The sequence below is a fragment of the Streptomyces sp. FIT100 genome, assembly GCF_024584805.1.
Classification (GTDB): Bacteria; Actinomycetota; Actinomycetes; order Streptomycetales; family Streptomycetaceae; genus Streptomyces.
Genome location: NZ_CP075715.1, coordinates 3465805 through 3477922, shown reverse-complemented (window position 1 = coordinate 3477922; position 12118 = coordinate 3465805). Strand labels below are relative to the sequence as shown.

At 71.1% G+C, this 12118-nt stretch carries 11 protein-coding genes; 6 read left to right on the top strand and 5 right to left on the bottom strand.

Features of this window, described 5'->3' with window-relative positions; translation table 11 throughout:
• The first annotated feature begins 8 nt into the window (after positions 1-8).
• Positions 9-1181, top strand: a complete 1173-nt coding sequence (locus tag KK483_RS15285) for a hypothetical protein (RefSeq protein WP_262005782.1) — start codon at positions 9-11, stop codon at positions 1179-1181.
• A gap of 183 nt (positions 1182-1364) precedes the next feature.
• Positions 1365-2465, top strand: a complete 1101-nt coding sequence (locus tag KK483_RS35320) for a class F sortase (protein WP_313879129.1) — start codon at positions 1365-1367, stop codon at positions 2463-2465.
• 145 nt (positions 2466-2610) lie between these two features.
• On the opposite strand, the gene KK483_RS15275 is transcribed toward KK483_RS35320, so the two are convergent.
• The 3 genes from KK483_RS15275 to KK483_RS15265 all read right to left on the bottom strand — a co-directional run bounded on the left by KK483_RS15275 (position 2611) and on the right by KK483_RS15265 (position 4091).
• Positions 2611-3051: a CBS domain-containing protein gene (locus tag KK483_RS15275; RefSeq protein ID WP_262005781.1), complete on the bottom strand. Its 441-nt coding sequence runs from the start codon at positions 3049-3051 to the stop codon at positions 2611-2613.
• Between the two features lie 62 nt (positions 3052-3113).
• Positions 3114-3320, bottom strand: a complete 207-nt coding sequence (locus KK483_RS15270) for an antitoxin (RefSeq protein ID WP_262005780.1) — start codon at positions 3318-3320, stop codon at positions 3114-3116.
• 81 nt (positions 3321-3401) lie between these two features.
• The gene (locus tag KK483_RS15265; RefSeq protein ID WP_262005779.1) at positions 3402-4091 is read right to left on the bottom strand and encodes a GDSL-type esterase/lipase family protein; all 690 of its coding nucleotides are present in this window, start codon (positions 4089-4091) and stop codon (positions 3402-3404) included.
• 69 nt (positions 4092-4160) lie between these two features.
• On the opposite strand from KK483_RS15265, the gene KK483_RS15260 reads away from it, so the two are divergent.
• Entirely contained in the window at positions 4161-5192 is a 1032-nt protein-coding gene (locus tag KK483_RS15260) for an esterase-like activity of phytase family protein (protein WP_262005778.1), read from the top strand.
• A 176-nt stretch (positions 5193-5368) separates the two neighbouring features.
• On the opposite strand, the gene KK483_RS15255 is transcribed toward KK483_RS15260, so the two are convergent.
• Positions 5369-6025, bottom strand: a complete 657-nt coding sequence (locus KK483_RS15255) for a DUF4360 domain-containing protein (protein WP_262005777.1) — start codon at positions 6023-6025, stop codon at positions 5369-5371.
• Between the two features lie 355 nt (positions 6026-6380).
• Positions 6381-7499, bottom strand: a complete 1119-nt coding sequence (gene serC, locus KK483_RS15250; RefSeq protein ID WP_262005776.1) for a phosphoserine transaminase — start codon at positions 7497-7499, stop codon at positions 6381-6383.
• Positions 7500-7775: 276 nt separating this feature from the next.
• Here serC and KK483_RS15245 point away from each other — a divergent pair, with 276 nt between their 5' ends.
• From KK483_RS15245 to KK483_RS15235, 3 genes are all read left to right on the top strand, one after another.
• A complete protein-coding gene (locus KK483_RS15245) occupies positions 7776-10478 on the top strand; it encodes an FAD-binding and (Fe-S)-binding domain-containing protein (RefSeq protein ID WP_262009516.1) in 2703 nt (900 codons plus the stop codon).
• Between the two features lie 106 nt (positions 10479-10584).
• Positions 10585-11181, top strand: a complete 597-nt coding sequence (locus KK483_RS15240) for a Uma2 family endonuclease (protein WP_262009514.1) — start codon at positions 10585-10587, stop codon at positions 11179-11181.
• 53 nt (positions 11182-11234) lie between these two features.
• Positions 11235-11930, top strand: coding sequence for a class I SAM-dependent methyltransferase (locus tag KK483_RS15235; protein WP_262005775.1), 696 nt, complete (start codon positions 11235-11237; stop codon positions 11928-11930).
• Positions 11931-12118: the final 188 nt, after the last annotated feature.

Genomic DNA, 12118 nt, shown 5'->3' with positions numbered 1-12118 from the left:
AATTTCCCATGCGCTCTGCCCGCAACCTGTGGATCTCAGCCGCAATCACCGCGGTCCTCTCGGTCACCGCGCCCGCTGCCTATGCCATCGCCACCGCGGACGACCGCGGTGCCGCCGGCGCCGCGTCCAGCCGCGACGACTCCGACGACTACGACAAGGACGACTCGGACAAGGGCGACCACGACAAGGGCGACCACGACAAGGGTGGCCACGACAAGGGCGACCACGACTACGGCAAGAAGTGGGACAAGAAGGACCACGACAAGGGCGACCACGACGACGACGATCACGACGACGACGACGACGATGACGACGACGACGATGACGACGACGAGGACAAGCCCAACGGTGGTGTCGACACCGGTGGTGGCGCTCTCGCCCGTGTGATCGTGGCGGACGACTCCGACAAGAAGGACGACGCGGAGAAGTCCGGCTCGGAGAAGGGCGACTACGAGAAGTCGGACAAGGACGACTCGGGCAAGAGTGACTACGAGAAGTCCGACAAGGGTGACTACGAGAAGTCCGACAAGGACGACTCGGACAAGGGTGACCACGACAAGGGTGGCTACGACAAGGGCGACCACGACAAGGGTCACCACAAGAAGTGGGACAAGAAGGACCACGACCACGGCAAGAAGGACCACGACGACCACGACGACGATGACGACGACGATGACGATGACGACGACGAGGACAAGCCCAACGGCGGCGTCGACGCCGGTGGTGGCGCTCTCGCCAAGCTCGTGACCGAGGACGACTCCTCGAAGTCGGACAAGGACGACTCGGGCAAGAGTGACTACGAGAAGTCGGACAAGGACGACTCGGGCAAGAGTGACTACGAGAAGTCCGACAAGGACGACTCGGACAAGGGTGACCACGACAAGGGTGGCTACGACAAGGGCGACCACGACAAGGGTCACGACAAGGGTCACGACAAGAAGTGGGACAAGAAGGACCACGACCACGGCAAGAAGGACCACGACGACGACTACGACCACGACGACGACGATGACGACGACGATGACGACGACGAGGACAAGCCGAACGGCGGCGTCGACGCCGGTGGTGGCGGTCTCGCCACGAACGGCAGCAGCCTCGCGGCCGGCTCGGTTCTGATGCTCGGCGGTCTGGGTGCCGCGGCCTACAAGCTGCGCCGCCGCAACTCGGGTGCCCAGATCTGACGCGGTCGCACCAGTAGCCGTATCGCTGCGTAGTCGCGGCCACCGTCCTTCCCGGGACGGTGGCCGCGGCGGTGACGTTTCCGTGGCGGTTCGGCGGGACGGCGTCCTCTCTCCGCCGTGTCCGCGCACCGCTTCAGCCGGAACCCCGCTTCACCCGCATCACCGCCCGAAAGGCACCCTCACATGATCTTCCGGCAGCCGTCCGGCCCGTCCCCGTACCGCTCCGAAGGCACCTTCCGCTCCCTCCGGAAGGCCCTGCTGTGGCCCGTCGTGTCGGTGGGGGTGGGCGCCCTCCTGATCTACGGCGCGTTCGACGCCACCGCGGGGAACGACCGGTCGGGCAAACCGGCGGCGGCCATGACCCCGAGGGCCGCGGGCCCCTCGTCCGCCCCGCACGCCAGCCCCGGCCCCGCGCTGTCCGCGTCCAATCCGAAGCGGCTCCAGATCCCCTACATCTCGGTCGACGCGCCGTTCATCCCGCTGGGGCTCAGCCCCACCGGCCAGCTCAATTCGCCGCCGGTCAACAACAACAACCTGGTCGGCTGGTACAAGGACGGTCCCACCCCCGGCGAACGCGGTACGGCGATCGTCGCGGGCCACTTCGACACGATGACCGGGCCGGCCGTGTTCGTGGGCCTCAGCGAGCTCAAGCCGGGCAGGATGGTCGACATCACCCGCGAGGACGGCACGATCGCCACGTTCAAGGTCGATTCCGTCGAGACGTTCGACAAGAAGACCTTCCCGAGCGCGCGCGTCTACGACGACACCCCGCAGGCGCTGCTGCGCCTGATCACGTGCGCGGGTGAGTACGACAAGAGCGCGAAGGACTACAACCAGAACCTGGTGGTCTTCGCGCACCTCGAATCCAGCCGGCGTGTCGGGGAGAAGGCTCCCACCCCTGCGGCCCCGAGCCCGAAGGCGCCCAGTCCCAAGGCGCCGAACGCGAAGGTGCCCAGCGCGGTGGCGCCGAGCCCCAAGCCGCCGAGTACCAAGCCGCCGACCGCCGTGGCGCCGGGCACCAAGGCGCCGAGTCCCCAGGTCCCCAGTGCGGTGGCGCCGACTGCGAAGCCGCCGGCCCCCGTGGCGCCGAGCACCAAGGTGCCGACGCCGAAGCCGCCGAGCGCGGTGGCCCCCAGCTCCAAGGCGCCGGGCACGATCGTGCCGAGCCCGAAGCTCACGAGCCCAAGGCTTCCGAGCACGGTGCCCCCGGCATCGAGGCCTCCGAGCCCGAAACTGCCGGGCTCGGTGCCCCCGGCCCCGATGCGACCGAGTGCGGGCGCCTGAGACGCTCCGGGGCGGCCCCGCCGCAGTGGGTGACCCACGCGGTGAGTGCCGCCCCGACGTCGTCGTACGAGAACGCGCCGAGAACGCGCCGAACGAGAACGCGTCGGACTCGGACGCGGTGGACACGGCGGGCGCGTCAGACGCGTCAGACGTTCGCGTAGACCCTGGTCGCGAACTCCGCGATCTGCGCGTCCGTGAGGTTCTTCGCGAGGTTGGCCTCCGTGATCATGCCGACGAGCTGGTGGCCGTGTTTGACGTCGATCACCGGCAGCCGCTTGACCTGGTGCTGCTCCATCATCGCGAGGGCGGCGTCGGCGCCGGCGCCGGAGTCGATCCAGTGGAGCTCGCCGGCCAGGGAGCCGGCCTGGACCGTCGCGGGGTCGATGCCCTCGGCGCAGCACTGGACGACGATGTCGCGGTCGGTGATCAGGCCGGTGAGCCGGTTGTTGTCGCCGCAGATGGGCAGACAGCCGACGTTCAGGTCGCGCATCATCTGCGAGGCTTCCAGCAGCGACTGGTGCGCGCCGACGCACTGTACGCCGCCGGTCATGATGTCGCGAGCGGTGAGCTGGGTGTTCCCGGTCATTGGTTCCCTACCTTCGCCACGTGAGGGCGTCGTCACGCGAGGCGTGACGTGGCGTGCGGCCGTCAGGGCTGCTGCGGGGGCGGGTTCTGCCCCTGGTCGCCCTGGTCGACGCCGAGCTGGTCCTTGAGCTTGTCCTGGGCGGTGTCGACCTGGCCCTTGTACTTGCCCTGGGTCTTGTCGTCGACCATGTCGCCGGCCTTGTCGATGCCCTTGGAAGCCTGGTCCTCGTGGCCCTTCAGCATCTGCTTGATCTTGTCCATCATGGACATGGACGTCCTCCTTCGAGGTGAGCCCCCCGCTTCTCCAGGGTCACCTCACCCCGCGTGCTTCGCATCCCCGGAAAATCCTGCTCAGCGCAAGGCGGGCTCGTAGGGTCCGCCCAGGTCCCACGCCTGGTGCATCGCGTCGGCGAAGGCCGCGGCCAGCTTGTGCTCGCCGGACGGGCCCGGGTGTGTGCCGTCGTAGGTGTCCGTGTGGATGTCGTACGACTCCGGCGGCGACGCCAGCAGCAGCGGCGACGAGGGGGAGTCGAGGTCGGCGACCGCCTTGGCGAGGAGTTCGTTGAAGCGTTCGCACTCGGCCGCGAAGGGCGCGTCGGACAGTGCCCGTACGTTGCGGATGACGGGCAGCAGCACCGCCCGGACGTGCGGGTTCGCGGTGCGGGCCGCGGCGATGAACTCGCGGGTGTTGCGGGCGGTCTGACTGCTGTTCGTGTAGAAGCCGAGATCGATCAGGCCCAGCGAGACGAGCAGCACGTCCGCCTTGGCCGCGGCCACCGCCTCCTCTATCAGCGGGGCCATGTGCAGCCAGCCCTCGCCCCAGCCGGCCAGGTGCCGGCGGGCGTGGGCGGGGAAGTCCGGATCGGCGTAGGCGGTGGAGACGGCGGCGTCGGCGCCGGTGTCGTACAGCTCGGTACGCGGGCCGACGATCTTGTACGGCCCGCCGAAGGAGCGGTTGAGGTGCTGCCACATCCGGTAGCGCCAGGTGTAGTCGCCGGCGCGGCCGATTGTCATGGAGTCACCGACGAACAGGAAACGCATGGGGGTAATGATGGCCGACCCCCGGCGGGCGCGGCCCCGGCCGGTGACGTGACGATGGACACTTGGGGCATGCGTTCGTTGCGTACGACCTTGCTTGCCGCTGCCTTGGTGCTCGGCGCCGCCGTGCCCGCCATGCCGGCCGTGCCCGCCGCGGCCGCGGTCGCCGCCGACGGCGGTGACGGTTTCACGATCGAGGACCCGAGGATCACCGAGTCCAGCGGGCTCGCCGCGAGCCGCGCCCACCCGGGTGTCTACTGGACGCACAACGACCAGGACGAGCCGCGGGTGTTCGCCGTCGACTCGCGGACGGGGAAGACCGTCGCGACCGTCACCCTGCGGGGCGTGGGAACGCCCCGCGACATGGAGGCCATCTCCATAGGGCCCGATGGCTATGTGTACGTCGGCGACATTGGGGACAACGCCGACTCCTGGAACCACGTGTGGATCTACCGGTTCCCCGAGCCGCGGTCGCTGAAGGACGTCACGGTGCGCGCGACGCAGTACGTCGTGAAGTACGAGGACGGGCCCCGCAACGCCGAGGCGATGATGGTCCATCCGAAGACCGGGCGGGTGTACATCGCCAGCAAGAACGAGGACGGGGGCGGTCTGTACGAGGGGCCGGCCCGGCTGGTGACGGGGGGCACGAACACCTTCCGGCGGATCGACGAGGTGCCGTGGGTGACGGACGGGGCGTTCTCGCCGGACGGCAAGGAGCTGGTGCTGCGCTCCTACTTCAGCGCCCGCGGCTACGCGTGGAAGGGCGGCCGCCTCGGCGACGACCAGCAGATCAGCGCCCCGCTGCAGGGCCAGTCCGAGTCGGTGACGTACACGCCCGACGGCAAGGCGCTGATGTTCGGCACGGAGGGTGCGCAGAGCGAGGTCGTGCGCAGGAATCTCGGCGGGGACGAGCGGGAGTCGCCGGACGGCGACTCGCCCGCGGCGTCGGCGAGCGGCGGCGGCAGCGGAGGGGCCTCGGCGCCGGAGAGCGGGAGCGGGGTCGGCGGCGGTCTCGCCGGCCCGGCGGGCGCGGTCATCGCCGTCGCGGTGCTGGCGCTGGCGGTCCGGTCCCGGCGCAGGGGGCGCGGCGGCCGTCAGGGGTGAGCGGCGGGCGGCCCCTGGAGTACGGCCCTGGAGTGCGCCCCTGGAGTGCGGCTCTGGGGTGCCGTCCTTGTGGTGCGGCCCTGGAGGTGGTTCTGGGGGGTACGGGCCCCACGCGGCAGCCTGCGCGGGGCCCGACCCGGAGCCGTACGTCCGTGGCATGCGTACGGCGTGCCGGCTCAGCTCTCCGGGCACTCCTTCCACGCCAGCCGGTAGACGGTGTTGATCTCGCCGTCCGTCGAGTCCATCGTGATGAAGCTGGTCTGCGACGGGCCGGAGGTGCCGGCGTTGACGCGCAGTTCGGTATTGATGTTGAAGTTCCGCTTCACCCCGCAGGGGGCCCACACGAGCTGCCCCCACTCGGTCTCGTCGGTGGCCTGCCAGTTGTTGTTGTAAGGCCCGTTGAAGGGGTGGTTCCTGGCGGCCGTGTCGGGCGAGCCCTGGAAGTAGTACGAGGCCTTCTGGACGGCGGTGGCGCCCTGCTGGAGGCTGGCGTAGCCGCGGTAGTCCGCGCTGGCGACGGCGTAGGTGAAGCCCTGCGGGACGTGGACGATCAGATTGAGCTGGCAGTTCTTGCGGAAGTCGGTGGGCGCCGAGTCCCCGCCCACCTGGGCCAGGTAGTCGCTGTACGTGACCGTGAACGCGGTGTTGTCCGGGGAGACGGCCACCGCCGCGGTCCCCTGCTTGCAGCCCGAGCCGTTCACCGTGGCTACCTCGATGACGATCTTGTCGGGCGGGGCGACGATGCCCGCGGATGCGGTGCCGGGGGTACCGGCGACGAGCAGGGAGGCGACGGCCGCCGTGGTGGCGGCACCGGCGCGTAAGGCACCAGACATGATGCGTACTCCGATCGAAGGGGTGGTCGGTTGGCCTTGCGGGTGAACCGTGGGGGGTCCAGCCGATCCCATGCACACGCCGGGATTCATTGAGGTTGAGGCGTGAACATGTCAATGTGCGTCGGATCGCTGTCGATCGTAGGGATGCGGCGGGGTGTCCGACAGCGCGGATATCGGCCGTCCTGCACGACGGCTTCACGCCGTCTTCACGCGAAGGGCACAACAGGCGCTGCGGACGGCGGACAGCACGACGGCCGGCAGCACGACGGGAGGGCCACACGACGGGAGGGCCACACGACGGGAGGGCCCGGCGGCACACGGCCGCCGGGCCCTCCCGTCATACAGCGGTGTCCGCTTACAGCTTCTCGATGACGTGGTCGACGCAGGCCGTCAGCGCCTGCACGTCCGCCGGGTCGACCGCCGGGAACATCGCGATCCGCAGCTGGTTGCGGCCCAGCTTGCGGTACGGATCCGTGTCGACGATCCCGTTGGCGCGCAGCACCTTCGCGACCGCCGCCGCGTCGATGTCGTCCGAGAAGTCGATCGTGCCGACCACCTGCGAACGCTTGGCCGGGTCCGCGACGAACGGGGTCGCGTACTTCGACTCCTCCGCCCAGCCGTACAGCGCCCGTGCGGAGGCGGCCGTGCGGCGGACGGCCCAGTCGAGGCCGCCCTGGCCGTTGATCCACTTCAGCTGCTCGTTGAGGAGGAAGAGGGTCGCCAGCGCGGGGGTGTTGTACGTCTGGTTCTTGCGGGAGTTGTCGATCGCCGTCGGGAGGCTGAAGAACTCCGGTACGTGCCGCCCGGAGGCGTGGACGCGCTCCGCACGCTCCAGCGCGGCGGGCGAGAACACGGCGATCCACAGGCCGCCGTCCGCGGCGAAGGACTTCTGCGGCGCGAAGTAGTAGACGTCGGTCTCGGCGATGTCGACCGGCAGACCGCCCGCGCCGGAGGTCGCGTCGACCAGGACCAGCGCGCCCTCGTCGGCGCCGTCGACCCGCTCGACCGGGGCGGCGACACCGGTCGAGGTCTCGTTGTGCGTGAGGGCGTAGACGTCGACGCCCGCCTCGGCGCGGGGAGCCGGGTGCGTGCCCGGGTCGGAGGAGATCACGGTCGGCTCGGCCAGCCAGGGGGCCAGCTTCGACGCCTTCGCGAACTTCGACGAGAACTCACCGAAGGAGAGGTGCTGCGACTTGTTCTCGATGAGCCCGTGCGTCGCGACGTCCCAGAAGGCGGTGGAGCCGCCGTTGCCGAGGACCACCTCGTATCCCTCGGGGAGCGAGAACAGCGCGTGCACGCCCTCGCGCACCTCGCCGACCAGGTTCTTGACCGGGGCCTGGCGGTGGGAGGTGCCGAGCAGGGACGTACCGGTGGCGGCCAGGGCGTCCAGCGCCTCCGTCCGCACCTTGGAGGGGCCCGAGCCGAAACGGCCGTCTGCGGGCTTGATGTCAGCGGGAATCTGGATATCGGCCACGAGCCGGAGCCTAGTCGGTTCCGCCAGGTCAGCGAGGGCGATGTCCGGCGAATGAGACAAGCGATCACTGGGTGGGACGCGCCCGGCGCGGTGGAGGTACCACCCGATCGAGTGTGGGGGCACGCTGAGGCCATGGCCGATCGCACCAAGCAACGCACGGAGCAACGCACGAGGCAACGCACGAAGCAACGCACGGAGCATCAGGCGAGGCTCGAAGGCGACTTGAGGAAGGAGGTCCGCGGGGACGTGGACTTCGGGCCCGGCGCCCGGGCGCTGATGACGATGGACGCCTCCAACTACCGCCGGGTGCCGGACGGTGTCGTCGCCCCGCGCGACGCGGCGGACGTCGCCGCGGCGCTCGCCGTCTGCCGCGCCCACGGCGTCCCGGTGGTGCCGCGCGGCGCGGGGACCTCGATCGCCGGACAGGCGACCGGCACCGGGGTCGTACTGGACTTCACCCGCCACATGGGGGCCGTCGTCTCCGTCGATCCGCAGGCGCGCACGGCCGTCGTCCAGCCGGGCGCGGTGCTCGACCGGCTGCGCGACGCGGCGGGGAGGCACGGGCTGACCTTCGGCCCCGACCCGTCCACGCACAGCCGCTGCACCCTCGGCGGGATGATCGGCAACAACGCGTGCGGGGCGCACTCGGTGGCCTGGGGCACGACCGCGGACAACGTGCGCGAGCTGTCGGTGGTGACGTACGGGGGCGCGGAGCTGCGGCTCGGGCAGGGCTGGGGCAACGGCGCCCCGGCCGGGCTGCGCGAACTGGTCGACGGCAACCTCGCGCTGCTGCGCACCGGTTTCCCCGCCGGACTTCCCCGCCGTATCTCCGGCTACGCGCTGGACGCACTGCTGCCCGAGCGCGGCGTGGACCTCGCCCGCGCGTTCTGCGGCGGCGAGGGCACTCTGGCGGTCCTGACGGAGGCGACCGTGGGGCTGGTCGAGTCGCCGCCCGCGCGGGCCCTGGCCGTCCTGGGGTACGCGGACGAGAGCGCGGCCGCGGAGGCGGCCGCCGGGCTGCTTCCCCACCGGCCGCTGACCGTCGAGGGCATGGCACAGGACCTGGTGCGGGACGCGGGCGGACTGCCGAAGGGCGGAGCCTGGCTCTTCGTGGAGACGGGCGGGGGGACGGCGGGCGAGGCGCGGGCGCGCGCCGAGGAGATCGTGCGCGCCGCGGACGCGCTGGACGGGACAGTGGTGACCGACCCGGCCGGGCAGCGGGCGCTGTGGCGGGTGCGCGAGGACGCCGCGGGCACCGCGACCCGGATGCCCGACGGCAGCGAGGCATGGCCGGGGTGGGAGGACTGCGCGGTGCCGCCGGCCCGGCTCGGCGCGTATCTGCGGGACTTCCGGGCGCTGCTGACGGAGCACGGGCTGCGCGGGACGCCGTACGGGCACTTCGGGGACGGCTGCATCCACGTCCGTATCGACTTCGACCTGCTGGGCGAGGAGGGCGTACGGCGCTTCCGCTCCTTCTCCGAGGCGGTCGCCGCGCTGGTGGTCGCGCACGGCGGCTCGCTGTCCGGCGAGCACGGGGACGGGCAGGCGCGGGCGGAGCTGCTGCCGCGGATGTACGGGGACGAACTGGTCGGGCTCTTCGGCCGGTTCAAGGACGTGTGGGACCCGGCGGGCGGCCTCAACCCGGGCATGCTGGCGCGTCCCGCACGCCTCGACGAGAACCTGCGTTTCACCGTCCTGCCGCGGGCCGGGGTGGTGGACACGGCCTTCGGTTACCCGGACGACCGCGGGGACTTCGCGGGGGCGGTGCGGCGGTGTGTCGGGGTCGCCAAGTGCCGGGTGGACGGGCCGAGTCAGGGCCCGGGGGTGATGTGCCCCTCGTACCGGGCGACCGGCGAGGAGCAGCACTCCACGCGCGGACGCGCGCGGCTGCTGCACGAGATGCTCGCGGGCGAGGTGGTGACGGACGGCTGGCGCTCGCGGGAGGTACGCGATGCGCTCGACCTGTGCCTGTCCTGCAAGGGGTGCCGGAGCGACTGCCCGGTGGGCGTCGACATGGCCACGTACAAGGCGGAGTTCCTGCACCACCACTACGCGGGGCGGGTGCGGCCGGCCGCGCACTACGCGATGGGCAGGCTGCCGGTGTGGCTGCGGGCGGCGGCGCCGGCCGCCCGGGTGCTGAACGCGGCGGCTCGGGTGCGACCGCTGGCCGCGCTGGCGAAACGGGCGGCGGGCATCGCGCCGGAACGCGACCTTCCGGCTCTGGCGGCGCGGAGCTTCACCTCCTGGTGGCGCCGCAACGCCACGCCGGGGAGCGATCTCGTCCTGTGGCCGGACACCTTCACCGAGCACCTCTCCCCGTCGGCCGGGCGCGCGGCGGTGACGGTCCTCGGCGCTGCCGGCCTCGGCGTCTCGCTGCCGCCGGGCCGGGTCTGCTGCGGACTGACGTACGTCTCGACGGGCCAGCTCGACCGCGCCCGCACGGTCATGCGCCGCACCCTGGACACCATGGCCCCCGTCCTGGACCGCGGAGCCCCGGTCGTCGTCCTCGAACCGAGCTGCGCGGCGACGCTCACCACCGACCTCCCCGAACTCCTCGGCGACGACCCCCGCGCCCACCGCCTCGCCGACTCCGTCCGGACCTTCGCCCGGGCCCTGGAGGAGTACGCCCCCACCTGGACCCCGCCCCGCCTGGACCGCCGGGTCGCCGGCCAGACCCACTGCCACCAGCACGCGGTCCTCGGCGACGCGGCCGAACGCCGTCTGCGCGCCCGTGCCGGTCTGACGGGCGACCTGAGCGGCGGCTGCTGCGGACTGGCGGGCAACTTCGGCTTCGAACGCGGCCACTACGACGTCTCGGTGGCCTGTGCCGAGGACCAACTGCTGCCGTCGGTACGGGCGGCGGGCGAGGACGTCCTGCTCCTCGCGGACGGCTTCTCCTGCCGCACACAGCTGGAGCAGCTGACGGGGCGGCGGGGGCGGCACCTGGCGGAGGTGCTGGCGGAAGGGCTGGGTGACTGAGTGGCTGACGGGCACGGTGTCGGACGCGGGCGTGTCGTTGCCGCCGTACGTATCGTTGTACTGCGCGGCTGCACGGGACGACGTGACGGCCGGGGAGGAGCGCCAGATGACCGTCGTGGAGACCGACAGGATCGAGATGGCCATGGCCGACGAGAACGACGAGACGACCCTGGACGACCTGTTCGAGTCGCTTGAGCGGATGCCCGTCCCCGAGGGATACAAGGTCGAGATCGTCGAGGGGGCCGTCTACATGTCGCCGCAGCGGGACACACACTGGGAGATCATCCTCGGCATCGTCGAGCAGCTCCGCGTCAAGTACCCCCGGAAGCGGATCAAGTCCGACGTACGGATCGACTACCCCGGTCATCTCAACGGATTCGCGACCGATGTCACGCTGATCGCCGAGGGTGCCGAGCAGACCGCAAAGGGGCTCTGGCACTGCCGGGACGTCGAGTTCGCCGCAGAAGTGATCTCCAAGAGCACTGGGGCCAACGACTACGGGCCGAAGAAGACCGCCTACGCCACCGCCGAGGTTCCGGTCTACCTGATCGCCGACCCCTACCAGCGAAAGTGCCATCTCTACACCCAACCCAAGGGCGGCGAGTACCTCGTCGAGACGACCGTCGCCTTCGGCCGGGACGTCGACCTCACCGACACCCCCCTCGGCCTCACTCTCGCCACCGCCGACTTCCCCCGCGACTGAGATCCCGGAAGCCTTCTGCCGGAGTGTCAGTGCCCGCTGGGACGATCGGCGGCATGACTGACACCACACCATCGATCACCGCCTACTGGGACGCCGCCGCGGCGGGCTTCGACGAGGAGCCGGACCACGGGCTGCGCGCGGAAGAGACGCGCGTCGCGTGGGAGGAGCGTCTGCGCTCCTGGATGCCGGCCGAGCCGGCAGATGTGCTCGACCTGGGGTGCGGCACCGGGTCGCTGTCCTTGCTGCTGGCACGGGCGGGGCACCGGGTCACCGGCGTCGACCTGGCGCCCCGCATGGTGGAGCGGGCCCGGGGGAAGGTCGGCTCGGCCGGTCTCGCGGCGCGTTTCGTCGTGGGTGACGCGGCGGTGCCGCCGACCGGGCCGCAGGAGTTCGATGCCGTGCTCTCGCGGCATCTGGTCTGGACGCTGCCCGATCCCGAGGCGGCGCTGCGTGAGTGGGTGGCCCGGCTGCGGCCAGGCGGCCGTCTGGTCCTGGTCGAGGGGCGCTGGGGCGACGTCCGGAAGGAGAAGGAGAAGGATCAGGGCGCCGACGGGCCGTACGCCCCCGGCGTCGCGGAGTCGCTGCCGTGGAACGGTGGGATCCGCGCGGACGATCTCGCCGATGCCGTGCGGCCGCTCGTCGCCGCCCTGCGGATCGAACCGCTCAGCGGCGATCCGCGCCTGTGGGGCGGCCCGGTGGCCGATGAGCGCTACGCCCTGATCGCCGAGACGCCGTCTCAAGTTCCGTGACTCCGAGCAGGGCTGACGGCCCGTCAGCCACCCCACACGACGCTCGTGGTGAAAGCGTTATCCAATCAGGGAGTGATCTACGCCACTCCGGCCCCCGTGTGTGAGGTGGATCGCTTCGTTCTGTCCAATTCCGTTCCCTTGGGCGGCAATTGACGCTCCACTGGGGAGTTCGGAATGGTCTGGTCCAC

Excerpts from the sequence above, each read along its gene's own strand:
- KK483_RS15285 (WP_262005782.1), top strand. The coding sequence starts at position 9 with ATGCGCTCTGCCCGCAACCTGTGGATCTCAGCCGCAATCACCGCGGTC.
- KK483_RS35320 (WP_313879129.1), top strand. The coding sequence starts at position 1,365 with ATGATCTTCCGGCAGCCGTCCGGCCCGTCCCCGTACCGCTCCGAAGGC.
- KK483_RS15275 (WP_262005781.1), bottom strand. The coding sequence starts at position 3,051 with ATGACCGGGAACACCCAGCTCACCGCTCGCGACATCATGACCGGCGGC.
- KK483_RS15270 (WP_262005780.1), bottom strand. The coding sequence starts at position 3,320 with ATGTCCATGATGGACAAGATCAAGCAGATGCTGAAGGGCCACGAGGAC.
- KK483_RS15265 (WP_262005779.1), bottom strand. The coding sequence starts at position 4,091 with ATGCGTTTCCTGTTCGTCGGTGACTCCATGACAATCGGCCGCGCCGGC.
- KK483_RS15260 (WP_262005778.1), top strand. The coding sequence starts at position 4,161 with ATGCGTTCGTTGCGTACGACCTTGCTTGCCGCTGCCTTGGTGCTCGGC.
- KK483_RS15255 (WP_262005777.1), bottom strand. The coding sequence starts at position 6,025 with ATGTCTGGTGCCTTACGCGCCGGTGCCGCCACCACGGCGGCCGTCGCC.
- KK483_RS15245 (WP_262009516.1), top strand. The coding sequence starts at position 7,776 with ATGACGATGGACGCCTCCAACTACCGCCGGGTGCCGGACGGTGTCGTC.
- KK483_RS15240 (WP_262009514.1), top strand. The coding sequence starts at position 10,585 with ATGACCGTCGTGGAGACCGACAGGATCGAGATGGCCATGGCCGACGAG.
- KK483_RS15235 (WP_262005775.1), top strand. The coding sequence starts at position 11,235 with ATGACTGACACCACACCATCGATCACCGCCTACTGGGACGCCGCCGCG.